Genomic DNA, 25,783 nt, shown 5'->3' with positions numbered 1-25,783 from the left:
CTGCCGCCCTCCTTTCGATGCATGACCGGCTGTTGCCGGCAGACAGGTAACAGTTCTCCATGCGCATCATCGTTTTGGGATCGGCGGCCGGCGGTGGGCACCCGCAGTGGAATTGCCACACACCCGCGAGTCAGCGGGCATGGCAGCAAGCGGACGGTGCCCAGCGTCGTACCCAGGCCAGTATCGCCGTCAGTGCCGACGGCCAGCGCTGGGTCCTGATCAACGCCTCTCCCGATTTTCGCCAACAGATTCTCGCCACGCCCGCGCTTTGGCCGCAACACGGCCTGCGCCATTCACCGATCGAATCGGTGCTGCTGACCAGTGGTGAGATCGACCATATTGCCGGCCTGCTCTCGATGCGCGAAAGCCAACGCTTTTCGTTGCATGCCAGCAGCCGCGTGCTTGACCTGCTCGCGCAGAACCCGATCTTCGACGCGCTCAATCCGCAGTACGTGGACCGGCATCCGTTCGCGTTGAATACCCCGCTGACCCTGTGCGACCTGCAGCTGACGCCGTTCTCGGTTCCCGGCAAGGTGCCGTTGTTTATGGAATCGCGCAGCGGCGGCGACCTGGCCGGCTCCAACGAAGAGACGCTTGGGCTGACCATCGACGATGGCCGCCACCGCGTGCACTACATTCCCGGCTGCGCGGCCATGACCGATGACCTGCGCGCGCGCCTGCATGGCGCCGAGCTGGTGTTCTTCGACGGCACGCTGTGGCGCGACGACGAAATGGTGCAACTGGGCGTGAGCCAGAAAACTGGCCAGCGCATGGGCCACATGAGCATCGACGGAACTGACGGCACCCTGGCCGCGTTCGCGCAGTTGCAGGTGGCGCGCAAGGTCCTTATCCACATCAACACCACCAACCCCGTCCTCGACGCTCACTCGCCGGAGCACGCCGCAGTGCGCGCAGCCGGCTGGGACGTGGCACATGACGGCCTGGAGATTTCCCTGTGACTGCCCTGCTCTCGCCCGACCAGCTGGAAGCGGATCTGCGCGCGATCGGCGCGCGGCTGTATCACGACCAGCATCCTTTCCATGCACTGCTGCACCACGGCAAGCTCAATCGCGGCCAGGTGCAGGCATGGGCGTTGAATCGTTTTGAATACCAGCGCTGCATTCCGCTGAAAGACGCGGCGATCCTGGCGCGGATGGAAGACCCCGCACTGCGCCGCATCTGGCGCCAGCGCATTCTCGACCACGATGGCAACAGCCCCAGCGATGGCGGCATCGCGCGTTGGCTGCACCTAACCGACGCACTGGGCCTGCCACGCGAGCTGGTCGAATCGGGCCGTGCCCTGCTGCCGGGCACGCGCTTCGCGGTGCAGGCCTATCTGCACTTCGTGCGCGAAAAGAGCCTGCTGGAAGCGATCGCCTCTTCGCTCACCGAATTGTTTGCGCCCAACATCATCGGCCAGCGCGTGGCCGGCATGCTGCAGCACTACGACTTTGTCTCGCCGGAAGCACTGGCGTATTTCGAGCACCGCCTGACCGAAGCGCCGCGCGATTCGGATTTCGCGCTGGACTACGTCAAGCAACACGCCGACACCATCGAAAAACAGCAGCTGGTGAAAGCCGCGCTGCATTTCAAATGCTCGGTACTGTGGGCACAACTCGACGCATTGCACGTGGCCTACGTCAGCCCCGGCGTTGTCTGGCCGGATGCGTTCGTGCCGGAGCGCGACAGCAAGCGGGCCGCCGCGTGAGCACCATCAGCCGCGACAGCTGCCCTGCGCTGCGTGCCGGCGTACGCCTGCAGCACGACCGCGCGCGCGACCAGTGGGTATTGCTGGCGCCCGAACGCGTGGTGGAGCTGGATGACATCGCACTGGTGGTGGCCCAGCGTTACGACGGGACGCAGTCGCTGGCGCAGATCGCGCAGACGCTGGCCGCCGAATTCGATGCCGATGCGAGCGAGATCGAGACCGACGTGATCGAACTCACCACCACCTTGCACCAGAAGCGCTTGCTGCGGTTATGAGCACTGTGCCGCCACCGCTGTCGGTACTGCTGGAGCTGACGCATCGCTGCCCGCTCGCCTGCCCGTATTGCTCCAATCCCATCGCGCTGGCGGCATTGCGCGAGGAAATGGACACCGCCGGCTGGCGCTCGCTGCTGGAACAGGCCGCCGAGATGGGCGTGCTGCAGGCGCACTTTTCCGGCGGCGAGCCGATGCTGCGCAAGGACCTGCCCGAACTGGTGGCGCATGCACGCGCGCTGGGCCTGTACAGCAACCTGATCACCTCCGGCGTGGCCGGCGGCGAGCCGATGCTCGACCAATTGCAGGCCGCCGGCCTGGAACATGTGCAACTCAGCGTGCAGGACGTGGACCCGGCCGGCGCCGACCACATTGCCGGCTACCGCAACAGCCTGTCCAAGAAACGTGCCTTCGCCGCTGCGGTGCGCGCGCGCGGCCTGCCACTGACGCTCAACGCAGTGATCCACCGGCACAACGCCGAGCGCGTGCCCGGCATGATCGCGCTGGCGCTGGAATGGGGCGCCGAGCGCATTGAAGTGGCGCATACGCAGTACTACGGCTGGGGCCTGCGCAACCGTGCCGCCTTGATGCCGAGCCGCGAGCAGCTGGCCGCGACCATCGTGGCGGTGGAGACCGCGCGGCGCAGCCTTGGCGACCAGCTGGCCATCGACTTCGTCACCCCCGATTACTACGCGCGCCAGCCCAAGCCCTGCATGGGCGGCTGGGCGCAGCGCTTCGTCAATATCTCGCCGCGTGGCGACGTGCTGCCGTGCCATGCGGCCGAAACCATCGACGGCCTGCAGTTCGACAACCTGCGCGATCGCTCGCTGGCCGATATCTGGAATCACGGCGAGGCGTTTGCGCGGTTTCGCGGCACCGCGTGGATGCCCGAGGTCTGCCAGGGTTGCCCGAAGCGGGAGATCGACTGGGGCGGTTGCCGCTGCCAGGCACTGGCACTGGCCGGCGATGCCGCCACCCTGGACCCGGTCTGCGAACGCTCCCCGGCCCATGCCGGGATCCGCGCCACCGCCGAACGCGAGGCCGCATCGCCGGCACCGGACTTCATCTATCGCCGGCCGGAGCGTCCTGCCGCCGTCGCCGCCGAGGCCGCAATCAGCGACACCGAATGAGCCGCTGGCGGCACGCGGCCGAGCGTCTACACTAGCCGCCTCTCTCTCCGGGTTGCCTCCATGTCGTTCGCGCGCCGCGTTCCCCTCCTGGTTTGCCTGACCCTCGCCTTACACGCCACGCCAGTCCTGGCGCAGCGCGCCGTGCAGGGCGACCTGCAGTCGCAGATGAGCGCTGAACAGTTCAAGGCCGCCGGCCTGGACAAGCTCGATGCCCGCGAACTCGCCGCGCTCAACGACTGGCTGCAAGGCAAGGTAGCCAAGGAAGCGGCGGTGGTGGTGGAGCAAGCCAAGGAAGCCGGCCGCCAGGAAGTGATCGTGAAAAATCGCGGCTTCTCCGATTTCGGTATCAAGGACCCGATTGAAAGCACCGTGGTCGGTGAATTCAGGGGCTTCTCCAAGGGCCGCACCTACACCCTCGCCAATGGGCAGGAGTGGGAGCAGACCGACAGCGTGACCTTGCCCGGCGTGCGCAAGGATTCGCCCAAGACCAAGATCAAGCCCGGCCTGATCGGCGTGTGGTACATGCAGATCGAGGGCTACAACACCCAGGCCAAGGTGCGCCGGGTCAAGTAAGCATTTGCGAGATGGGTGCCGGCGGCGGAGGGATCGTTTCCGATCACCCGGCGGGAACACACCGTTCCCAAGCCCGCGCGCACAGCGGCGTCGCCTGCTGGCGCGCCGCACACGCCCTGGCCTGAAACTCATGCACGCCGCAGATGCGTGTTTGCTGCAATGGGTTCGCAGGGCCGGCCATCGCCGATCAGCGCTGTGACATGCTGGCGCGCCTGCTCACTGCAGACCCGCTAGCCCCGCATCCTGCGTCTGGAGACATGCAATGACGTCCTTCGCTCGTCGCAGCGTTCTACTCCTCGCCCTGCTCGCTGCCGGCTCGGCCTGTGCATCGCCCGCAACGCAGCGCTGCGTCACCGATCCCGCCGTGGCATTCGGCGAGGCGTTGCTGTGTTACCACGATGCGGTGGAGGCGCAGCCGCTGAGCTACCGGCGTACTGCCACCAGCAGCGTGGCCGGGGTCGAACGCCGCGACTATCTGCTGACCTCGCAGGACTGGTCACCGGAAGACCTGGTCCAGCCGGCCAGCTGGCAGCACGACGTTGCGCTCTATGTGCCGCCCGATGCCCTGCCCACGCGTGCGCTGCTGATCTCCAGCAATGGCACGCGCCAGCCCGTCGATGGTGGCCCGGCGCAGCCATCCAGTGAACTGACCCCCGAGGCGATCGCGGCCCTGGCACAGCGCACGCGCACCGTGGTGATCGTGCTGAGCGACCTCCCCAGCCAGGCCCTGACGTATCGCGATGACGGCACCGCACGCCGCGAAGACGACAGCGTTGCGCACACCTGGTCGCTGTTTATGAAAGCGCCGGCGCAGCGCAAGACCTTGCCGCTGCATGTTCCGATGGCCGCGGCGATCGCGCGCACCATGAGCCTGGCCGAACGCGAACTGGCGCCGCTGCAGATTCACCGTTTCATCCTGGCCGGGGCGTCCAAGCGCGGCTGGGCCAGCTGGCATGCGGCCATCGCCGATCAGCGCGTGGAGGCCGTGGTGCCCTTCGTGATCGACATCCTGAACATGCCGGCCGTGCTCACGCACATGGCCAAGGTCTATGGCGGGAACTGGCCGGTCGCGTTCAACGCCTACGCCAAGGAAGGCATTACCAACCAGCTCACCACGCCTGCGTTTGCGCAGCTGGTGCAGATCCAGGACCCCCTGCAGTACCTGCACACGCGCTACCGCAAACGGCTGTCCGTGCCCAAATACATCGTCAATGCCAGTGGCGATGACTTCTTCGTGCCAGACAACGCGCAGTTCTTCTATGACGCACTGCCCGGCGCCAAGGCGCTGCGCGTGGTGCCCAATGCATCGCACGGTGGCATCCGCGCATCGGTGGTGGATACGCTGGTGCCGTTCGTCAACCGGCTGCAGCAGCAGCGCCCGCTGCCGGACTTGCGCGGCAGCCTGCGTGGTGGCGCACAGCCCGCGATCCGCCTGCGTTCCAGCGAGCGCCCGGTGCAGGTGAAGGTATGGAGCGCGAGTAACCCGCGGGCGCGTGACTTCCGCTTTGCCTGCGGCATCCGTTACACCGCCACGGCGGTGACCTGGAAGCGCGGTGCGGTGACGGTTCCGGTGCAAATTCCTGACGCCGGCTGGCGCGCCTATTTTGTGGAAGCCACCTACGCAGACAGTTTTGTCGCCACCAGCCAGACCTATGTACTCGGCAAGCAGGACTACCCGACCCAGGCGCCGCCCTCGGACAACGCCGCCTGCCGGACCTTGCCTGCGGTCGCGCCGCCGCCCGCCACTTGAGCACGCCGGCAGGACTTGGTGGCTGGAGCAGGACAGGAATCTGGCCTGGGCATTCCTCATGGCCGCCTTCGACCGTCGCAATGGACACCGCTGCGCCTGCCACATCGCAGGCACAACGATCTCATGCACGGCCGGTAAATCCCTGCAAACGATTGGTATGGCTTCAACAGTTTGCGCAATGAACTCTGCACAAAGTCCATCCCGGAGCTGTTTTTGCGCTTGAGCCTGTCAACAAGATCGATCCAACCCGACTGGACCATTGACAGCGTTGTCATCGGCTCCTAAACAGGCCACTACGCGCTGACGGCATCGGCCGATCCAGGCGTCCCAGAGGACTGACCGTGGCTGCGACCTCGCACTCTGCTTGCGCTTCTGCTCTGCCCGTTGTCCCCGCTCCCACCACGTTTCTGGCTGCCGATGTCGGCGGCACGCATGTGCGTGTCGGCCGGGTCTCGCATGGCGCGGATGCGCCGATCGAGCTCTCGCAGTACCGCACCTACCGCTGCGCCGACCATGCCAGCCTGGACGCGATCCTGGCTGATTTCCTGCGCGATAGCCGCGCCGTCGATGCAGTGGTGATCGCCAGCGCAGGTGTCGCGCTGGACGACGGCCGCTTCATCAGCAACAACCTGCCCTGGACCATCGCGCCGCGTCAGTTGCGCGACACGCTCGGCGTGCGTGCGGTGCATCTGGTCAACGACTTCGAAGCGGTGGCGTATGCCGCGCCGCAGATGGAACAGCGTGCGGTGGTGCAAATAAGCGGCCCCACGCCGCGGCATGCGCAGCCCGGTGGCCCGATCCTGGTGGTCGGCCCGGGCACCGGGCTAGGCGCTGCGGTGTGGATCAACGGACCGCACCAGCCGACCGTGCTCGCCACCGAAGCCGGCCAGGTGGCACTGGCCAGCAATGACCCCGACACCGCGCAGGTGCTGCGCATCCTGGCGCGCGACGCATCCTATCTGCCGATCGAGCATGTGCTCTCCGGCCCCGGGTTGCGCAACCTGTATCTGGCCCTGTGCGAACTGCACGCGGCCACGCCCATCCACCCGTTGCCCGCCGACATCACCCACGCCGCGCTCCACAGCGACGATGCACTGGCGCGGCGGTGTCTGGAGCTGTTCTGCGCGCTGCTCGGCAGCGCGGTCGGCGACATGGCGCTGGCGTACGGCGCCTCCGGCGGCGTGTATCTGGCCGGCGGCATCCTGCCGAGCATCGGCCAGTTTCTGGCTGCGAGTGATTTCCGCGAACGCTTCCTCGCCAAGGGCCGCATGCGCCCGGTGCTGGAGCGCATTCCGGTCAAGTTGGTCGAACACGGGCAACTCGGCGTGCTCGGCGCGGCCAGCTGGTATCTGCAACACCACACCGAGGTGTCGTAAGCGCTCCACCACTCGCGTCTCCCGACCGCGAGCGGCGTGTACCCCCGTGCATCCGGCGAGCGCAGGCCCGCCGTCCATCCCTGTTGCGTGATGAGGAGAGACATCATGAAATACCGCACTTCGCTGCTGTCCAGCGCCATTGGCATGTCGCTGGTGTTCGCCGCCCAGGCACAGCAGACGGCCGACCCACAGGCCACCGAACTGGATGCCGTGCAGGTGGTCGGCATCCGCGCCAGCCTTGAAAAATCGCTGGACACCAAGCGTAACAACACCGGCATTTCCGAAGCGATCACCGCCGAGGACATCGGCAAGTTCCCCAGCACCAACGTGGCCGAAGCGCTGTCGCAGATTCCCGGCGTCACCCTGGACCGTCGCTTTGGCCAGGGCGAGCGCGTCAGCATCGATGGCACCGACCCCAGCCTCAATCTCTCCTTTCTCGACGGCCACCCGGTGGCGCAGGCAATCTGGCTCTACGGCGAACAACCCAGCCGCGGTTTCGATTACACCTTGCTGGCACCGCAAATCCTGGGGCGTGCGGAAATCATCAAGTCGTCCGAAGCACGCCTGACCGAAGGCAGCCTGGGTGGCACCGTGCTCATGCACACGCGCCAGCCGCTCGACCTGAAGGCCAACGAGGTGGCCGCCTCCATCGGCTATAGCTACAGCGACCAGGCCAGCCAGGGCAAGCCGAATGCGGCGCTGCTGTACAGCTGGAAAAATCCGGCAGAAACCTTCGGCGTCACCGTCTCCGCGCAGCACTACGAAGAACGCGTGGACCGGCGCGGCATGGAAGTGTTCGGCTATGCGCCAGCCAGCACCTTCGCCAATGCAGCCGGCGGCGTGCCGGCCGATGCGGACGTGCCCAACTCGATCAACGCCGCGTGGTTCCAGCAGGACCGCGAACGCGACAGCGCCGTGGTCAACCTGCAGCTCAAGCCCAGCGATGCGCTGGAGTTCAATCTCAGCGGCTTGTACATCAACGAGAACTTCGACAACTACAACCAGTCGATGTACAGCTTTCTCACCTGGAATGCAGGCACTGTTGGCGCGGTGGACCAGCTGGGTGGCGTGCGCAATGGCGTGGTCACCAGCGGCCATTCCAGCGCCAACGCCGACCCCTTGGGCGGCACGGTGATCTACGACAACAACGTGCGCGAATCGGAAGTGACCACCAAAGGGCTGGACCTGCGTGGCGCCCTCCGCGGCGAGGGTTGGGGTCTCAACGGGCAGGTGGGCCAGAGCAAGTCCGAAAACAAGGATCTGTCGCAGTATTTCATCGAGCCGTTCTACAACGGCGGCTTCAGCTGGGATACGCGCCGCGGCATCCGCTTCGATGACCCGGCCGCTGCACGCGACCCGGCCAACTGGGGCTCGGCCGGCGGCTGGTTCGGCAACAACGGCATCTTCTCCACCGAGAGCAAGGACACCTACGGCCAGCTGGATTTCAACCTGCAATTCGATGGCGTGTTCAATCAGCTGCTACTGGGCGTGCGCCACGGCAAACACGACGAGCGCTTTGAGCTCAACGTCTATGGTGGCGTCACGCCGGGCACGCTGGCCGATGTGGGCACGATCGGCCTGACCGACCTGCAAGGTTTCTACCCGGACCACGGGCAGCATGTGCAGGCCGGCCGCGACAATGTGCTCAACTGGATCCGCAACAGCCCGGTGGATTACAGCGCGCCGGATCCGGCCAGCTATCTCAATAACAGCTGGGCGCTGGAGCAGACCAACAACGCCGCCTACGCACAGGTGAACTTCTCCAGCGGCGGCCTGCGTGGCAACCTCGGTGTGCGCTATGTGGACTCCAAGACCGAAGGCAGCGGGTTCGTCTATAGCGGCACCCCGTCGTTGGCCAACGCCGACAGCCTGTGGCAAACGCGCACGCGCAAGGAAGACTTCCTGCTGCCATCGCTCACGCTGTCCTACGACACCAGCGACGACTGGGTGTTCCGCTTTGCCGCGGCCAAGGTGATCGCCTGGGCGCCGTACAACCAGATGGTCAACAACACCTTCCTCAACGACACCACACTGACCGGCAGCGGTGGCAACGCGGAGCTATCGCCGTACGAATCGTGGAACTTCAATCTGTCGGCGGAGTATTACTTCGCGCCGCAGTCGGTGGTGGCCTGGTCGGTGTTCTACAAGAAGATCGACAACTACATCGACACCAGCGTCAGCGTGGAGCGGCAATACAACGCCCTGCGCGACACCGCGCCGCAAAGCTGGGCGCAGCTGATCGGCAGCAACGGCTGCACCGCCGACGGTTATTGCGACTACAGCATCCAGCGGCCACGCAACGCTGGCGATGGCAAGGTCAAGGGGTTCAACCTTTCTTTCCAGCAGCCGTTCGGCGACAGCGGCTTCGGTCTGACTGCCAATTACACCTATGCCAATGGCGAAAACAACACCGGCGACCCGCTGCCCTACCAGTCGCGCAACAGCGTGGCGTTTTCGCCGTACTACGAAAAAGGCCCGCTCAACGCCCGCCTGACCTACAACTGGCGTGACAGCTACCTGGCCGGCGGTTACGTGGCCGGCGCCGCGCCCGCCAGCGTGGACGACTACGCCGAACTCGGCGCCAGCGTGGGCTATGCGTTCAGCCCGAACTGGTCGCTGCAGATCGACGCGCAAAATCTGCTGGACGAGGAATACCTGCAGTATCTCGGCGACAAGGAGCATCTGGCCGGGCGCTACAAGAGTGGCCGCCGTTACATGGCGACCCTGCACCTGAAGTTTTGACCTACCGCATGCCAGGGCGCCGGGAGCAATGCAGCAGCTCCCGGCGCCGTGGTGTTAGCGGGTCAGTACGACCTGCACGGCGCTGCGGTGTCGAAGCTGCGCTCTGCGGTTGAGGCCTGCGGAGTGGGCAGCGGCACACGCAATAGCGCGCATCACACGCCAAACATCCGCAGACTCACGCGCACGAAACCAGACGGCAAGGCGACGCCTCGCAGGCAGCGGCAACCCGCCGCCATCTGCCAGCGCGCGCCTTACCCTCGCAAGGCCGCCACGCGTTGCGACAACTTTTTCGCCGAGACGCCGGATTTGGCGCCCAGCTCCTGCGCAAATACCGACACCCGCAGTTCTTCCAGATCCCAGCGCAGCGCCTGCCAATCCGGGTGCTGTTGCAGCCCACGCGCCGCGGCGTCGTTGAGTGCATCCACGAACGGCTTGAGCTCGAGCATGCGTGCCTGGTCGCGCGCGGGGTCGCGCTTGGCGCGTTCGGTGCGCAGGATCATCGCCTTGAGATAGCGCGGATAATTGGCCAGCGCATCGGCCGGCGTGTCGCGCAGGAACCCGGCATGCACCAGCGCGCGTAGCTGCTGTTCCATGTCATCCAGATTGCCACGCGCCCAGCCCATCAACGGTGCTTCCAGTAAAGGCTTGAGTTCGGCCACCGCGCCGAGAATGCTCTCTGCCAGCGTCAACCGTGCCATCGCTTCGCCAAACAGCCGCTTGACCGCATCCTCGCGGCGCTGTGCGAACGCGGCAGGGTCGCGGATCGCGCCCAGCCCCTCGGCCAGCACCGCATTGAGCGCCGCATCGACCAGATCGCCGCGCAGGCGCTCCTGCGATTCGATCGCTGCATACAACAGCCCCGTCTTGGGCGACACCGGCAGCTGCTTGCGCGCCTGCTTGATCTTGTCGGCCAAGGCAATTTCCAGCAGCCGGCGCACACCACGCGGATGCGCCCGCAGCGCTTCGTTGCGGTCGGCAAAGATCCGTAGCGCGGCATCCTCGCCCTGATCCACCAAGGCCGGATAGGCGGGCACGCCCGCTTCGCCGGCCACCTGTTCGGGGATCGGCGTGGCCGGGAAATCGCGCAGCCCTTCCGCCGCCAGCGCGCGTCCGGCACGCGCGGCAAAGGCCTGCCCGGCACGCTCGCCAAAGCGCGCACGTAATCCCACCAGATCGCGCGATTCGGCGAGCACCCTGCCGTCCTCGTCGCGCAGCCGCAGGTTCATCAGCAAGTGCGTGTCCAGCGCTTCTTCGTCGAAATCCAGCGCCGCCACCGGCGCACCGGTGGCCTTGCTCAAAAAGCGCGCCAGCTCGCCGCGCATATCGTCCGCCGATGGCGTGCTGAAGGCCTCGTAGAACGCGCGGCCGTAATCCGGAGCCGGCACGTAATTGCGGCGCTGCGCCTTGGGCAGGCTGCGGATCAGTGCCGACGCCTTGTCGGCCACAAATCCGGGCGCCAGCCACGACAAGCGCGACGGATCCAGCGCATTGAGCAAATGCAACGGCACCTCGAGCGTCACGCCATCGTCGATGGCCCCCGGCTCGAAGCGGTACTGCAACGGCAACCGCGCATCGCCCAACGCGAAATACTTCGGGAACCGGTCCGCCTCGCTGCCTTCGCCGGGCAGCAGATCGTTCAACGACCAATGCAGGCTGCGGCGCTTGTCGGCAGGCAAGGTCTTCCACCACGCATCCAGGCCGCTGGCCGAATGCAGCTCGGCCGGAATGCGATCCAGATACCAGCGCGCCTGCCAGTCTTCGTCGGCCACGATGCCGGCGCGGCGCAGCTTGGCTTCCTCTTCGCGCGCCTGTTCCAGCACCTTGAGGTTATCGGCGACAAACGCCGCACGCGTGTTGATTTCGCCCGGCACCAGGCCCTGCCGCACGAACAGGTCGTGCGAGGTGGCAGGGTCGATCTTGCCGAAGTGCACCGGCTTCTTCGGCGCCAGCACCAGGCCGAACAGACTGATCTGCTCGGAGGCCACCACCTGCCCTTGCGCACGCGACCAGTGCGGGTCGAAATGCTTGCGTGCCAGCAGGTGCGGCAACTCGGCAATCGCCCAGTCCGGCTCGATCGCCGCATTGGTCATGCCCCACACTTTCTGGGTGTCGAGCAAGGTCGCCGCAAGAATCCACGGTGGCGGCTTGCGTGCCAACGCGGAGCCCGGAAACGGCACGAAACGGCGCTGCCGCGCGGCCAGGTAATCGCCTTTTTCAGTGCGGTGGCCAATCTGCGTCGGCAGTCCCGCCAGCAGTGCGCGGTGCAAGGCCTGGTAGGCGGCAGCACGTTCGCACTCGGTGGTGCGCACCGCCGCGTCGGTGGCATCGGCAGGTGGGCTCTTTGCAGCCGCGGCCTTCGCCTGCGCGGGTGGCGCCGCCGGATCCGGCTTGCCTTCGCGCGCCAGCCGCGCGGCACGGTGCAGCTGCCCACGGGTGGCGCGGTGCGCCTGCCCATCCTCGCGCACCGGCGCGCTGGCACCGGCCAGCAGCGGCGCCAGCATCGCGCCGGCCGGCTCTTCACTCCAGCCCAGTTCTTCGCACAGCAAGCGCAACTGGCGGTGCAGCTCGCGCCACTCGCGCATGCGCAGGAAGCCGAGAAAATGCCGGCCGCACCAATCGCGCAACTTGGACTGGGTGAGGTCTTCGTGCACCTGCCGGTAGGCGTCCCACAGGCGCAGGATGCCGACGAACTCCGAGCGCGCATCGGCAAACAGCGCATGCGCGTTATCGGCGGCTTCGCGCGCTTCCGGCGGGCGCTCGCGCGGATCCTGGATACCCAGGAACGCGGCGATGATGATCATCTCGCGCAGGCAACCGTGCTGTTGCGCGGCCACCAGCATGCGCGCCAGTTTGACGTCCACCGGCAGGCGCGCCATCTGCCGGCCGATCGCCGTCAGCCGCCGCTCGACATCGATCGCGCCCAACTCCAGCAACTGCTGCCAGCCATCGGCCACGGCGCGTTCGTCCGGCGCTTCCAGGAACGGAAACTCCTCGATGCGCCCCAGCCCCAACTGCAACATGCGCAGGATCACGCCCGACAACGACGCGCGCCGGATCTCCGGGTCGGTGAAGGCCGGGCGCGCAGCGAAATCCGCCTCCGCGTACAGCCGGTAACAGATGCCCTCGGCGATACGCCCGCAGCGGCCCATGCGCTGGTTGGCGCTGGCCTGCGAAATCGGCTCGATATGCAGCCGGTCCAGCTTCTGCCGCGGGCTGTAGCGCTTGACGCGCGCATAGCCCGGATCCACCACGTAGCGGATGCGCGGCACCGTCAGCGAGGTTTCGGCCACGTTGGTCGCCAGCACCAGGCGCCGGCGCGGGCCCGGGTTGAACACGCGATCCTGGTCGGCCGCCGACAGCCGCGCGTACAGCGGCACCACTTCGGTCTCGCGGTATTTGCGCCGCTCCAGCGACTGGTGCGCATCGCGAATCTCACGCTCGCCCGGCAGGAACATCAGCACATCGCCACGCGGGTCGATGCGGGTGATTTCGTCGATCGCCGCAACGATGGCGTCGTTGACGGTGCGTTCGCCATCGCGCCCTCCATCGCCGGTGTCGCCGTCGCCAGACTCGCCTTCGAGGGGGCGGTAGCGCACCTCCACCGGGAAGGTGCGGCCTTCCACGTTGATCACCGGCGCATCATCGAAATGCCGCGAGAACCGCTCGGTGTCGATGGTCGCCGAAGTGACGATCAACTTGAGGTCGGGACGCTTGCGCAGCAGCTGCTTGAGATAACCCAGCAGGAAGTCGATGTTGAGGCTGCGCTCGTGCGCTTCGTCCACGATGATGGTGTCGTAGGCGGACAACCACCGGTCGCTGGCGATCTCCGCCAGCAAAATGCCGTCGGTCATGAACTTGATGCGCGAGTCCTCACCCACGCGATCGGTGAAGCGCACCTGGAACCCCACCGTGGTGCCCAACGGGGTGTTGAGTTCTTCAGCCACGCGCGCGGCCACCGCGCGCGCAGCGATACGCCGCGGCTGCGTGCAGCCGATCATGCCGGCCGCACCCCGCCCGGCTGCCAGGCACAGCTTGGGCAACTGGGTGGTCTTGCCCGAACCGGTCTCACCGGCAATCACCACCACCGGATGGTCGCGGATGAGCGCGATGATGCGATCGGCTTCGCGCGCGATCGGCAGTTGCGTATCCAGCGTGATCGCCGGCTGCTGCGCGGCACGCGCCTGCCGTTGCGCCTGCGAGGCGGCCAGCGCCTGTTCGAAGGCCTGGCGCAGCTGCGGGTTGCCGGGCTTGCCTTGCCAGCGCGACCATAGGCCCAGCAAACGGCCACGATCGCGGCTCATGGCAGCATCCACGGCGCCGCGGCGCTCACGCAACGTGGTGGCGAGGTCAGTGTCGATAGCGCTCATCGATGGGAAAATGTGAAAGATTGAATGACAAGTGATCCTTTAGCCTGTCTATTGTGACGCCATATCAGTTCCTAAGGAGGACCATCCATGTCCAAGAAGAAGAACGCAGCAAACAAACCCGCGGCTCCCACTGACGCGTTGCCGGTCGCCGCTCCCTCGGCGCCACACATCGATATCGGGATTAAGGATGCCGATCGCAAGCAGATCTCCGACGGCCTGGCCCGCTACATGGCCGACGCGTTCACGCTGTACCTGAAGACCCACAACTTCCATTGGAACGTCACCGGGTCGATGTTCAACTCGCTGCACACCATGTTCGAAACCCAGTACACCGAGCAGTGGGGCGCGCTGGACGAAGTGGCCGAGCGCATCCGCGCCCTGGGCTACAACGCACCGGGTTCGTACCGCGAGTTCGTGGCGCTGACCTCGATCCCGGAAGAGCCGGGCCTGAGCGACAGCGCCGACTGGCGCGAGATGGTGCGCCAGCTGGTCAGCGGCAATGAAGCGGTCTGCCGCACCGCCCGCAAGGTGCTGGGCACCGCCGACGACGCCGGCGACGACCCGACCGTGGACCTGCTGACCCAGCGTCTGCAGACCCACGAAAAGTACGCCTGGATGCTGCGCTCGCTGCTGCAGTAAACCCTTCAGGCGTAGCCTCCACGGGTTTGTCCAAGGTTTCGCCAAAGGCACAACCTTGAGCCCTGCCCAACCTTGGCCCCCTGCGCAATCGCCTACCACCGGTAAGCAGTGCTAGACACTAAGCCCCTCTCCCCCCGGGAGAGGGGTTGGGGTGAGGGTACGGAGCGAAGCCCTGGTTGTCGCACCTGCACCCGCTGGCTGGCATCTCCAGCGCCACGCGGCCAGCGCTCAACTGCATCCGCGAACGTCTTCGTCTACCGCATCCACCACGTCGCGGCGATCCCCGACACACCACTGCGCAACACCGCCCGCATGACACCGGCCCGGGCTTGACCCGCGCGGTATCCTAGGCGGATGTCTTCCCCCGCACACGAACTGCTCAGCCGCGTCTTCGGTTACGACGACTTCCGCGGCCCCCAGCAAGCCATTGTCGAACACGTCGCCGCCGGCAACGACGCGCTGGTCCTGATGCCCACCGGCGGCGGCAAGTCGCTGTGCTACCAGGTCCCGGCGCTGTTGCGCGACGGCATCGGCATCGTGGTGTCGCCGCTGATCGCCCTGATGCAGGACCAGGTGGAAGCCCTGCGCCAGCTCGGGGTGCGCGCCGAATTCCTCAACTCCACCCTGGATGCGGAAAACACCCAGCGGGTGGAACGCGCCCTGCTCTCGGGCGATCTGGACCTGCTGTACGTGGCGCCGGAACGGCTGCTCACCCCGCGCTTCCTGTCGCTGCTGGAACGTAGCCGCATCGCCTTGTTCGCCATCGACGAAGCGCACTGCGTGTCGCAATGGGGCCACGACTTCCGCCCGGAGTACCGCCAGCTCACCGTGTTGCACGAGCGTTGGCCACACATTCCGCGGATGGCATTGACGGCAACCGCCGACCCGCCCACCCAACGCGAGATCGCCGAGCGCCTGGACCTGGTGGAGGCGCGCCACTTCGTCAGCTCGTTCGACCGCCCCAACATCCGCTACACCGTGGTGCAGAAGGACAACGCGCGCAAGCAGCTGCAGGAGTTCCTGGGCCGCCACCGCGGCTCGGCCGGCATCGTCTATGCGATGTCACGGCGCAAGGTGGAAGAAACCGCGCAACAGCTGTGTGCGCAAGGCTTCAATGCCCTGCCCTACCACGCCGGCCTGCCGGCGGAAGTGCGCGCGGAGAACCAGCGCCGCTTCCTGCGCGAGGACGGCATCATCATGGCCGCCACGATCGCCTTCGGCATGGGCATCGACAAGCCAGACGTGCGGTTCGTAGCGCACGTGGACCTGCCCAAATCGATGGAAGGCTATTACCAGGAAACCGGGCGTGCGGGCCGCGATGGCGAGCCCGCCGAGGCATGGCTCTGCTATGGCCTGGGCGATGTGGTGCTGCTCAAACAGATGATCGAACAGGGCGAGGCTGCCGAAGAGCGCAAGCGCCTGGAACGCGCCAAGCTCGATCACCTGCTCGGCTACTGCGAGTCCATGCAGTGCCGCCGCCAGGTGCTGCTGGCCGGCTTCGGCGAAACCTATCCCAAGCCCTGCGGCAACTGCGACAACTGCCTGACCCCGGCCGCCGCCTGGGACGCCACCGTGGCCTCGCAGAAGGCGCTGAGCTGCGTGTATCGCAGCGGGCAGCGCTTCGGTGTGGGCCATCTGATCGACATCCTGCGCGGCAGCGAGAACGAGCGCATCAAGCAGCTCGGCCACGACCAGCTGAGCACCTACGGCATCGGCCGCGACATGGACGAGCGCACTTGGCGCGGCGTGTTCCGCCAGCTGGTGGCCGCCAGCCTGTTGGAAGTCGACAGCGAAGGCCATGGCGGCCTGCGCCTCACCGATGCCAGCCGCCAGGTGCTCAAGGGCGAGCGACAGGTGATGATGCGGCGCGAAAACCCGGCTGCCGGGCGAGAGCGCGACCGCGGCGCGCAACGCACCGGGCTGCCGGTGCAGCCGCAGGACCTGGGGCTGTTCAATGCCTTGCGCGGCCTGCGCGCGGAGCTGGCCAAGGAGCAGAACGTGCCGGCGTTCGTGATCTTCCACGACAGCACACTGCGCAATATCGCCGAACAACGGCCAACCAGCATCGACGCCCTCTCGCGTGTGGGCGGCATCGGCGGCGGCAAACTGGCCCGTTACGGTGCGCAACTGATCGAGATCGTGCGCGAACAGGGCTGATGCGCCAGGTGTGTGTCGGCCTGGTGTCGCGGCCTGCACAAAATTCGCGCAAGCGACAGCGCGCATTCAATCTGCCATTGCTAGTTTCAACGGAGCGATCTGGCGCGCGCCGCCAGTCCCTCCTGTAGAGTCCAACCGATGAAACGCAGCCTGCTTCTTTTGGCCACCCTGCTCGCCACCGGCAGTGCGCTCGCCCAGACCGGCGACAGCGGCACCGACGCGGTGACGCCCCGTTCGCTGGACTTGAGCATTCCCAAGGAGCCGGTGCAGTACCGCTCCGATCCGGAATACAGCACCGATCCGCCGGGCACCTTTTATGGCGACAAGACGGGCCCACAACCGGCGTTGGCGCGTCCTTCCGCTGCCTCCATCGCCGCCGAGCGGGCCGAACAGTGCCAGGGCAAGTTGCACGGTGCGGTCGAGACCGGCATGGGCTATTCGAACCGTGGCGGCAACAGCAACTGGCAGGCCGTCAATCTGAATTCGTGCAAGACCTACTACGACGATGACGGCAAGGCGCATCAGATCGGCGTCAGCATCAGCGTTGGCCGCGGCGAAGGCCCCATTTTCGGCCCGCGCTACGCACCTGGCGGTTACGGCCCTGGCCCATTCGGTTGGTAACACTACAGCTCGGCCTGCATTGACAAGGGGTTCACCCCTGCTTTGCGGAAAATGTGGCTTGCCTCACGAGATGTGCTCATGTCACAGAACAAGGAACGACCGGCTGTCTTCGTCGTCGAAGATGGCGATGGAACACGTCAACTCAGTTGCCTTGTGCTGGAGAGCTATGGCTTCACCTGCCGCAGTGCCGGTTCGGTGGAAGAAGCATTGGCGTTGATCGAAAGCGACCCGCGCGTCGATGTGCTGTTTTCCGACATCCATTTCCCGGGCGGCCTCACAGGCGTGGACCTCGCGCTGAAAGCAGCGCATGCGCCGTACAACCTGCCGATCCTGCTGACCTCCGGCTTGGCCGTGGAATATGTGGAAGAGATCCTGCCCGACGGCGTGGCTTTCCTCGAAAAGCCGTACACGCCCGAGCAGCTGTTGAATGCGATCCGCAGCGTCATGGCCAAGCACCGCGTGCCGTCCACACCGATGGCGTAAGCCCGGCGCAGCAGGCGTTTTGCGGCCGAGACCGCTGTCAGGAACGCCCTGACAGCCCGTCAGTTCGCCCCTGATTTTCGTGACGCACACCTCACTTGATACTGCAGCTGCCGGACGCGAGGCCTGTTGGCCGCTCAACTCGCGGGGCGCGGAGCACGCCCTCGCCGGATCATGATGGTCACTGCCTTAGGCGGAAGATGACTGTCTGCCTGGCTTTTTGTCTGACGTTGCCCGGAAATGGTTGCGCTCGCTGCCAGACGGTAGTGAAAGGTGCCTAGCTGCACGGCGTAAGTCGCTAGCTGCATGGCGTCAGTAGTTAGCACGTCTACGATCCAGCGCAAGATTGAATGAGCACTGCGGTTCAGCACATCAGCAAATTCTCTGGCCTGTGGCCACACCAGACCAAGGCATGCGCATCGCGCTTGCGATCGATGCTTTCTCAAGTTCAGCGATCGAACTCGCCGCATCAACTGATTCTGTCGTGGTGCTTGGCGCCTGAGGCCGCGTTCAACATTTCAGTTGCTCAGTGACACACGGCTGCGACCAGCGCACTTTGAATGCATCGCTGAGTACGCTTGCTGTATCCACCTTGGTGGCGTACTTCCGGCAGCGGCCTTCCTTGGATGCACTGCATCCGCAGCCCTTGAGCGTCCTTGCGCCGTTCTGTCCATCAGCGTCTATCCATGAGCGCCTGCCGACCGGTTGCACGCACCTGGTTCGAGCCTGCGACCAAGCCGGAGGAACGCTTGACACGCATGCGATGAGCTTTGCCATCAATCTTTCGATCAACGTCGCCTGACGTCGATGCGTGCGTCGTGGCAACGCCAAACGCGCAGTCGAACGCACTAGGAGAAAGGCCAGCAGCGCTGCGACCGCATGCATGCATCCGCGATTGCGTGTCCATTTCACGCTATCACCCAAGGCGCTCGCTAGGCTAAACCCAGTGCAGCGCTTGGCTGTTGAATTTCAGGAGATCCACATGGGCGATAACTCATTTCTGTCACCGGCCTTCGTCATCCTGGTGGTTGGCATCATCGCCGTGGTCGTGTGGCTGGTGACCCGCGCCAAGAAGAAGCGCAACAAGAAGTGATTCACACGCAGCAACTGCGGCGGAGCACGTCGGCGCGCTGAAAGGCGCGTCTCTACTCTAGCTTTGGGGGAGTTCGAAGTACCTCGCGGATCGGCAGTCTGTTCGCGGCATGTGCAATGGCGGACATCGCCTAGCGCGACGAAAGCTTGCTTACTCTCGCGCCTCGATCAGCCTGCCGATTACTGCAGCGGCTCACATCACGATCAGCCCTCGCCCATCTGCAGAGGCAGAGGCAGAGGCAGGCGCATCGTGATGCCCTCAGCGCAGCACATCAGGCAACGCTCGGAATTCCAACCGCTTTTTTATCACCGCACGAGTTATCGGGCGACAGACGCCACAAGATCAGAAGCGCTCGCCGGTGGGCAGGTAACGCCATTCGCCTGGCGCGAGTTTGCCCAACGAAATCCGGCCAACACGCAGGCGACGGATGGTGACCACCTCCAGCCCTACCTCGTTGCACATGTAGCGTAGTTGCCCCGGCTGTACGTGCTTGATGGCAAAGCGCAGACGCTCTTCGTTCTGCCAGCTCACCTTGCAGGCCGGCAGGCTCCGTTGCTGATACACCAGGCCGCTTGCCAGCCGCGCCATGCCGTACGGGCGCAGTTCGCCGCGCACTTCCACCAGATACTCCTGCTCGATCGTGGCCGCATCGGCAGTGAGCCTGCGCAGGATCCGGCCATCCTGGCTGAGCACAAGCAGCCCGCTGGCCTCGTCGTCCAGCGGCATCGGCGCGCTCAGGCGCAGGAAGTGGCGCTTCAGCACGCGGATCTCGGTCTGATCCAGGCTGCTGCGGCTTTGCGACGTGGCCAGCGCCACGGCGGCCTCGCAGCTCATGCCAGCCGGCTTGTTCAGCAGCAAGGTGGCGGGCTCGGCCTGCCCAAGCACCGCGTCGGCCGCCAGGCTCACCTGCTGGCCGGTGATCGGCGCCTGCGGCTCTTCCACCACCACGCCGTCCACACTGACCCATCCCCCTTCGATGTATTGCTGCGCCTCGCCGCGCGAACAGCCGAACACGGCAGCCACGTGCTTGTCGAGACGGATCGGATCGGACATCGGTCATGCTCTACGTCAGGGCCGGGCAGTGTACGTGGTCGCTGCCGCCGGTACGACGCCTGCAGCCCTGCGCCGCTGTGCGCCTCGCTCATCCGCACAGCGGCACCAGCCAAGGCCCGGCAAGCCTCGTGCTTCTGCCATGCCGCACAAAGTGGGACACTTGCCACTCACACAGGAGACCACAGATGTTCATCACGTTCGGCACCACCCGGGTTCGCCTCAACCATATCTCCGTCATCAGCGATCCGTTCAATGCCGGGGAGAACTTTGGTTCGTATTGCCACACGGTCCGCATCGGCCTGATCTCTGGCGAAGATGTCGTGGCACGCTTCAACACCGAGGCAGGCGCCGAGCAGTTGCACGCTGACGTGCTCGCCGCACTGGAAGCCTGATCACGGCCAACGTGTGCGCCCTCGCCGGCTGCGCCTGCATGTGGCGCAGCGGTGATGGTCCGCAAATAGCTTAGCTCACCGCTGCGGCGTGGCGCTTTTCAAGCTCGATAGCGGCAGTCACGCGACACAAGCGCCCGCAACACCGGGCCGGTAGCGCGGTTGACAAAAGGCACGTAAGTCCAGAATCCCGCTATAGGGATCACATCGCCGGGACGCGGCTGCGATGTCTGAAAACGCCAACAAGAAAGGGCGTACCAACAGGCGCTCTGTTCGTATGTGCCAGCCGCAGTTGAACGCGTTTTTTCGGTCACGCATACATCGCTGGCACACGCCTGTTTGCACACAGAAACCAGTTAAAAACAAGCACCGAACGAGGCGCGGGAGTGCTTGCGCAGATGGCGCCAGCTGGGTACGCTGCCGCGGTCGAAAGAGAGCAGGCCGGATGGTAGCCCGGCCGCCGCCAGATAGGCGGCATCTTAGCCATCAGGTACCCACGACATCCGCAGCCGGCGTTGCCGGTAACGCAGATGTGTGGGTGGGAGTGACACATCCCGCATGGCGCATCTGCTCGACCAAGGATCCCCGTGATGATCGTCACTGCTCCCGCTCACTCCTTCCGGATGCGCTCCGTGCGCGCTAGTGCCAACACCGGCTGTTCTGCGTCGTCCATGCGCGATCCAGGCGTGCTTGCCGACGCCGACTGCATGCATCTGCATTGGCACCGCGTGTGGGTAGACGCGCTGCAAATCTGGCAGCGCGATGTCCGGCTGGCCGATGCGCGCATGTGCATGCTCGCGGTGTGGCCGTCTGCACCACATTGGGAATGGGAGGCGATCGACCCTGCGCACGATCGCCATCTGGCCGGTGGTTGTAGCGCAACCCAAGCCGACGCCCTGGCATGTGCAGAAGACTGGATGCATGCCGCGCAGAGATGATGGCTGCGCACGTTGCATGCTGTGTCCTCTCGCACCCGCCGCCTGCGACGGCTACGTGGTACGCCACGGCCGCACCACGCGAGTGGCGCGCATCGCGCAGGGTCACCCCCGCGCATTGCTGGCCAACTAGCCAGCAGCAAAGCTGCAAAGCGCGCCCGGAATCTAGGTCGAATACAACCCAGGAACATACCGCTCCATCAACGACTGCGGAAACAACGGCGGCGTAAACCCGTAGCGGGCGTACAGGCCATGCGCATCACTGGTGGCCAGGCTGAAGCGGCGTAGCCCCTGCAGATCGGGATGCGCCATGACCGCATCCATCAGCGCCTTGCTGTAGCCGCGGCCGCGGTGCTCCGGCAGCACGAACACATCGCCCAGGTACCCAAAGGTCGCATAGTCGGAAATCACCCTGGCGAACGCGACTTGCTGGCCATCGACAAACCCGCCGAAGCACAACGAATGATCGATCGCGCGCTGCACAAGGGCGATGGGGATGTCCTTGGCCCAATCGGTATCTTGTGACAGCGTGCGATGGATCAAGCCGATATCGAGCAGGGAGTTGTCGGCGCTGACGTGCAAGTGCGGCATGTGAAGTGTCCTGACAAAGGGCGTGGAGCGACGAACAAGCGACGTGCGCATCCGCAGTTGCGTGCGGCCGGTGAGCAGAATCCGGCACGGCCAGCTTGCCCACTCAGGCTGCTTCAAACCATCCGCACCAACCGACGACCGCGCACTTGCTTGCGTTCGCCGCGCTTAACCCGAGGTCGTATGCTGCGGCAGCAGGAGTGCCACGCACAACAGCAGCATGAACACGGCGATGCAAGCATCCAGCACCCGCCAGGCGCGTGGGTTACGGAACACCGGTTGCAGCAGCCGCGCGCCATGGCCCAGCGCGCAGAACCAGGTGATGCTGGCAAGGCAGGCACCCAGTGCGAATGCCCAGCGCAGGACGCCGGCATGGCGTGCGGAGAGACTACCCAGCAGCACCATGGTGTCCAGATACACGTGCGGGTTGAGGAAGGTGAAAGCCAGGCAGGTCAGCGCCGCCTGCTGCCAGCGCTGATCGTCGCGTTCGGCAGGTGCCAGTGCGCCCTGCCCGCGCCAGGCGCGTTGGGCGGCCATCGCCCCGTACACCGCCAGGAACGCCGCACCCGCATAACGGAACAGCTGCAGGATCTGCGGCCAGTGCTGCACCACCGCGCCAATGCCGGCGACGCCGGCCAGGATCAAGGTGATGTCGCCAAAGGCGCAGATGGCCACGACCAGGCCGACATGCCGCCGCTGCAGCCCCTGGCGCAGGACGAATGCGTTTTGCGCCCCGATGGCGATGATGAGCCCAGCGCTGGCAATGAAGCCGGAAAGTGCTGCGTTGAAGACCATGGCGCGGTGTCTGTTGGTTGCGTGCGGCAAGACTGCCGCCGCCCCTAGGATTAGGAAACCTAAATATTCTGTATGCTCCAAAGGAAATCTAATCCCACCGAGTTCGCATGGAGTTGCTGCACCCCCAACTGGCCGCGTTCGCTGCCGTGCTTGATGAAGGCAGCTTCGAGTTGGCTGCACGCAGGCTGTCGGTGACCTCTTCGGCGATTTCGCAGCGGATCAAGGCACTGGAAGACCGGCTCGGCCAGGTTCTGGTGTTGCGCACAGCGCCCTGCCGCGCGACCCCGGCCGGCCAGCGTCTGCTCCGCAGGCTGCGGCCGATGCAGGTGCTGCAAGCCGAGGCCATGGCCGATTTCCTGCCTGACGCGGGAGTGGGCGGCACCCCGCGCACGCTGTCCATCGCCGTCAACGACGACTCCTTGCAGACCTGGGTGCTGTCCGCATTGGCCGACCTGCACCAGGCGCACGGCTTGTTGTTCGACGTGCATGTGGATGACCAGGACCACACCCTGGAGCTGCTGCGCGCTGGCACGGTACTGGGTGCGGTCACCGCCGAACGCCGGCCACTGCAAGGCTGCAATGTGCAGCCGCTGGGCACCATGCGCTACCACGCCATCGCGTCGCCGGATGTTGTGGCCCGCTACTTCAGCAGCGGCCTGGACGCCGCCGGATTGAGCCGCGCACCGATGATGGTGTTCAACCGCAAGGACGCGCTGCAGGCACGCTTTGCGCGACGCATCACGCGCATGCAGTTGTCGCCGCCGATCCACTACCTGCCCACATCCACCGGCTTCGTGGACGCCGCCGCGCGTGGGCTGGGCTGGTGCCTGGCGCCGGAGGCGATGGTGTTGCCGGCAGTCGAGCGCAAGACGCTGCTCATCATCGACCCGACGCGCTGGCTGGATGTGCCGCTGTACTGGCAGCATGCCGCGGTGCGCTCGACGACCTTGCAGCGCCTGGGCGATAGCTTGCGAACCGCAGCGGCGGCGAGCTTGCGCGTTGGCAAGCAGGGACCCGCTCACTGAGCGCTGCTCGAAGCGCTTCGCGTGTCGCGTTCCAGGCTCCGCGCGGCCCACGCCCACGCGGCCAACGCACGCTCACTCCTCGCCAGTCCCGCGCTCGCCCATCAACTCGCGCTCGCGTTTCTCCAGCTCTTCGGCATACCGCTTGCGCACGAAGCCCTCGGATAACACGCCCAGCACGGTGCGCTGCTGATCGATCACCGCCAGCTCATCGGCCTGGGTGGCATCGAAGACCTTCATCACCGCCACGATATCGGTGTCTGCCAGCAACGCGGCGTCGCGGTGCTGTGCGTAGTCGCTCACCGGCGCATCCTCGCGCACGCGATCGCCATACAGGATGGCCAATGGCACCACGCCGGCGTATCGCCCCAAGGCGTCTTCCAGCACCACCCGCTGCGTGGAGCCCAGTGGAAAGCGCCGACGGAATTCGCTGACGCTGGTGTCGTCGCGGGTGTGGTTGGCATCCTTGCGCATCATCTTGCCAGCCGACAGGTGGCGCACCCAACCCACATCGCGCGCGCTACGGATGTTCTCGCCACGCAGGTGCAGGCGCCAGGTAGAGAACGAATAACCGAACACCTGACGCACCACCGTGTTGGCCACCAGCACGGCGGCCATCACAGCGCTGGCCAGCACGAAATCGTGCGTGCCCTCCAGGATCAGCATTGCCATGGTCATCGGCGCGCCCACAATCGCCGCCGCAAGCGCCGCCATGCCTACCAGCGAGGCGCTCGTGATATCCACCACTGCCGCACCCATCAGCAGATTGGTGCCCACCGCAAACAAGGCGCCCACCAACGAGCCCATGAACAGCGACGCAAAAAACAGGCCGCCGCGGAACCCGAATCCCAGCGAGATGCCCGAGGCCAGGCACTTCAATACCAGCAAGGTCAGCAGAAACTGCAGCGTGGTGGTGCTGGTCAGATCCAGATGCAAGGCGCCGTGGCCGGAGGACAGCACCTGCGGCGAATACGCGGCCAGGGGAATCAGCAACAGCCCACCGATCACTGGCCGGCCCCAGAGCGGTAGATTGATCCGCCCGACGCCACGCTCGATGCCGGCAACCAGCCGCATCACCGCAATGCCGATCACCGCACAGGCCAGGCCCAAGGCGATATAGATCGCGTAGTCGCGCGGCTGCAATTGGTAGGCCACCGCCGCCGGCAGTGCGTATGGCGTGGCACCCAAGGCGTTGGCCATGAACGCGCCAGCCAGCGCGGCTGCCGCCACCGGCGCCAGCGCCGATGGCGTATAGGCACCGATCACGATCTCGAATGCGTAGAACGCGCCGGCCAGCGGAGCACCAAACGCGGCGGCGATCGCCCCCGCGGAGCCTGCGCCGACCAGCGTGCGCATGTCTGTACGACGCACGCGCAGGACCCGTCCCAGCTGCGAGCCCGCACCGGAGCCCATTTGCGTGTAGGTCGCCTCCAGGCCCACCGATGCACCGAACCCGTTCGAGAGCAAGGTCTGCACCGCGACGATCAGGTTGTCGCGCATCGACATGCGCCCGCCGTGCAGCGCATTGGCTTCCACCGCGTCCACCAATGGCCGTTGACGGCGGCGCGCCAGCAATGCGACCAGACCCACCAGCAGGCCGCCCAGCGGCAACACCAACAATTGCTGCACGCCGATGCCGTCCGCCGTACTGAGCCGCTCGCCGGGCGCCAACCCGTACAGCCACGTTTGCAACGTGTGGGCCAGACCTGCCTGTAGCACGGTCAGCACTGCGGCGATCAAGCCCACCACGGCAGCCAGGCTGATGAACCACAGATCGTTGGCGCGAAACTGCCGGCGCAGCCAGCCCAGCAGCAGATCGAGCGGGACCCGTGCACGCTGTAGGGACCGGGAAACGCGGAGGCGTAGCGATTGCATGAGGGCAGATGCACGTCCTGCCCGGCAGAGCAGGATCACGCGCGCAGTGAGGATGCGTCATTGTGCAACATCGCTGCGGACGCCAACGTTGAAGCCCTGGGTATTTCATCTCGCGGCGCCCACTTCACCGGCCGCCGCGGCGCGCTCCTGAGAACAACAGACGCTCCTGCTGGTCAGCGCCACAGACAGACAACGCGCAGCCAACGCATGAGTCCTCA

General features: G+C 65.7%; 20 protein-coding genes. 15 read left to right on the top strand and 5 right to left on the bottom strand.

The genetic code is table 11. From position 1 onward, the window contains the following. Nucleotides 1–59: 59 nt before the first annotated feature. The 8 genes from pqqB to ACCQ09_RS05840 all read left to right on the top strand — a co-directional run bounded on the left by pqqB (nucleotide 60) and on the right by ACCQ09_RS05840 (nucleotide 9,551). Complete coding sequence (pqqB, locus tag ACCQ09_RS05875; RefSeq protein ID WP_011038060.1) at nucleotides 60–959, top strand: pyrroloquinoline quinone biosynthesis protein PqqB; 900 nt, start codon at nucleotides 60–62, stop codon at nucleotides 957–959. Then, nucleotides 956–1,708 (top strand): pyrroloquinoline-quinone synthase PqqC, encoded by a 753-nt coding sequence (gene pqqC / locus ACCQ09_RS05870; RefSeq protein WP_011038061.1) that lies wholly within the window; start codon nucleotides 956–958, stop codon nucleotides 1,706–1,708. Before pqqB ends, pqqC begins: the two co-directional genes overlap by 4 nt. Further along, nucleotides 1,705–1,983 (top strand): pyrroloquinoline quinone biosynthesis peptide chaperone PqqD, encoded by a 279-nt coding sequence (gene pqqD / locus ACCQ09_RS05865; protein ID WP_011038062.1) that lies wholly within the window; start codon nucleotides 1,705–1,707, stop codon nucleotides 1,981–1,983. The genes pqqC and pqqD overlap by 4 nt, the downstream gene beginning before the upstream one ends. After that, on the top strand, nucleotides 1,980–3,110 hold the full coding sequence (gene pqqE, locus ACCQ09_RS05860; protein ID WP_040940862.1) for a pyrroloquinoline quinone biosynthesis protein PqqE: 1,131 nt from the start codon (nucleotides 1,980–1,982) through the stop codon (nucleotides 3,108–3,110). The genes pqqD and pqqE overlap by 4 nt, the downstream gene beginning before the upstream one ends. A 60-nt stretch (nucleotides 3,111–3,170) precedes the next feature. Further along, nucleotides 3,171–3,683: a hypothetical protein gene (locus tag ACCQ09_RS05855; protein WP_040940861.1), complete on the top strand. Its 513-nt coding sequence runs from the start codon at nucleotides 3,171–3,173 to the stop codon at nucleotides 3,681–3,683. Nucleotides 3,684–3,945: 262 nt separating this feature from the next. Beyond that, nucleotides 3,946–5,433 (top strand): PhoPQ-activated pathogenicity-related family protein, encoded by a 1,488-nt coding sequence (locus tag ACCQ09_RS05850; protein ID WP_228427655.1) that lies wholly within the window; start codon nucleotides 3,946–3,948, stop codon nucleotides 5,431–5,433. Between the two features lie 341 nt (nucleotides 5,434–5,774). Then, a complete protein-coding gene (locus tag ACCQ09_RS05845; RefSeq protein ID WP_012437689.1) occupies nucleotides 5,775–6,809 on the top strand; it encodes a glucokinase family protein in 1,035 nt (344 codons plus the stop codon). A 105-nt stretch (nucleotides 6,810–6,914) separates the two neighbouring features. Next, the gene (locus tag ACCQ09_RS05840; protein WP_011038067.1) at nucleotides 6,915–9,551 is read left to right on the top strand and encodes a TonB-dependent receptor; all 2,637 of its coding nucleotides are present in this window, start codon (nucleotides 6,915–6,917) and stop codon (nucleotides 9,549–9,551) included. Between the two features lie 251 nt (nucleotides 9,552–9,802). On the opposite strand, the gene hrpA is transcribed toward ACCQ09_RS05840, so the two are convergent. Then, the gene (hrpA, locus tag ACCQ09_RS05835; RefSeq protein WP_040940859.1) at nucleotides 9,803–13,918 is read right to left on the bottom strand and encodes an ATP-dependent RNA helicase HrpA; all 4,116 of its coding nucleotides are present in this window, start codon (nucleotides 13,916–13,918) and stop codon (nucleotides 9,803–9,805) included. Nucleotides 13,919–14,005: 87 nt separating this feature from the next. Between hrpA and ACCQ09_RS05830 the strand changes: the two genes are divergently transcribed. The 4 genes from ACCQ09_RS05830 (at nucleotide 14,006) to ACCQ09_RS05815 (ending at nucleotide 17,818) form a co-directional block, all read left to right on the top strand. After that, complete coding sequence (locus ACCQ09_RS05830) at nucleotides 14,006–14,557, top strand: Dps family protein (RefSeq protein ID WP_011038069.1); 552 nt, start codon at nucleotides 14,006–14,008, stop codon at nucleotides 14,555–14,557. 354 nt (nucleotides 14,558–14,911) lie between these two features. Next, nucleotides 14,912–16,714: a DNA helicase RecQ gene (gene recQ / locus ACCQ09_RS05825; protein ID WP_011038070.1), complete on the top strand. Its 1,803-nt coding sequence runs from the start codon at nucleotides 14,912–14,914 to the stop codon at nucleotides 16,712–16,714. Nucleotides 16,715–16,852: 138 nt separating this feature from the next. Then, the gene (locus ACCQ09_RS05820) at nucleotides 16,853–17,335 is read left to right on the top strand and encodes a hypothetical protein (protein ID WP_014508595.1); all 483 of its coding nucleotides are present in this window, start codon (nucleotides 16,853–16,855) and stop codon (nucleotides 17,333–17,335) included. 78 nt (nucleotides 17,336–17,413) lie between these two features. After that, the gene (locus tag ACCQ09_RS05815) at nucleotides 17,414–17,818 is read left to right on the top strand and encodes a response regulator (RefSeq protein ID WP_040940857.1); all 405 of its coding nucleotides are present in this window, start codon (nucleotides 17,414–17,416) and stop codon (nucleotides 17,816–17,818) included. Nucleotides 17,819–19,250: 1,432 nt separating this feature from the next. Here ACCQ09_RS05815 and ACCQ09_RS05810 read toward each other — a convergent pair. Next, nucleotides 19,251–19,961, bottom strand: a complete 711-nt coding sequence (locus ACCQ09_RS05810; RefSeq protein WP_040940856.1) for an rRNA pseudouridine synthase — start codon at nucleotides 19,959–19,961, stop codon at nucleotides 19,251–19,253. Nucleotides 19,962–20,146: 185 nt separating this feature from the next. Here ACCQ09_RS05810 and ACCQ09_RS05805 point away from each other — a divergent pair, with 185 nt between their 5' ends. Both ACCQ09_RS05805 and ACCQ09_RS05800 read left to right on the top strand, forming a co-directional pair. After that, the gene (locus tag ACCQ09_RS05805; RefSeq protein WP_016945258.1) at nucleotides 20,147–20,353 is read left to right on the top strand and encodes a hypothetical protein; all 207 of its coding nucleotides are present in this window, start codon (nucleotides 20,147–20,149) and stop codon (nucleotides 20,351–20,353) included. Nucleotides 20,354–21,021: 668 nt separating this feature from the next. Next, nucleotides 21,022–21,288, top strand: coding sequence for a hypothetical protein (locus tag ACCQ09_RS05800; protein WP_228427657.1), 267 nt, complete (start codon nucleotides 21,022–21,024; stop codon nucleotides 21,286–21,288). A gap of 162 nt (nucleotides 21,289–21,450) precedes the next feature. Here the strand turns inward: ACCQ09_RS05800 and ACCQ09_RS05795 are convergent, their stop codons facing one another. Together ACCQ09_RS05795 and ACCQ09_RS05790 are read right to left on the bottom strand one after the other, a co-directional pair. Further along, nucleotides 21,451–21,876: a GNAT family N-acetyltransferase gene (locus ACCQ09_RS05795; protein WP_012437678.1), complete on the bottom strand. Its 426-nt coding sequence runs from the start codon at nucleotides 21,874–21,876 to the stop codon at nucleotides 21,451–21,453. Between the two features lie 165 nt (nucleotides 21,877–22,041). Further along, complete coding sequence (locus tag ACCQ09_RS05790; protein ID WP_012437677.1) at nucleotides 22,042–22,668, bottom strand: LysE/ArgO family amino acid transporter; 627 nt, start codon at nucleotides 22,666–22,668, stop codon at nucleotides 22,042–22,044. A 107-nt stretch (nucleotides 22,669–22,775) separates the two neighbouring features. Here ACCQ09_RS05790 and ACCQ09_RS05785 point away from each other — a divergent pair, with 107 nt between their 5' ends. Then, nucleotides 22,776–23,693 carry a LysR family transcriptional regulator ArgP gene (locus tag ACCQ09_RS05785; protein ID WP_012437676.1) on the top strand — a complete coding sequence of 306 codons (918 nt, stop codon included), beginning with the start codon at nucleotides 22,776–22,778 and terminating at the stop codon, nucleotides 23,691–23,693. 72 nt (nucleotides 23,694–23,765) lie between these two features. Here ACCQ09_RS05785 and ACCQ09_RS05780 read toward each other — a convergent pair whose 3' ends face one another. Further along, entirely contained in the window at nucleotides 23,766–25,565 is a 1,800-nt protein-coding gene (locus ACCQ09_RS05780) for a chloride channel protein (protein WP_011269570.1), read from the bottom strand. Nucleotides 25,566–25,783 lie beyond the last annotated feature (218 nt).

The organism is Xanthomonas sp. NCPPB 2586 (genome assembly GCF_041475775.2).
In the GTDB taxonomy this organism is placed as follows: Bacteria; Pseudomonadota; Gammaproteobacteria; order Xanthomonadales; family Xanthomonadaceae; genus Xanthomonas; species Xanthomonas campestris.
Note: the sequence above shows the minus strand (reverse complement) of the source record. Positions and strands in the feature narration are given on the sequence as shown.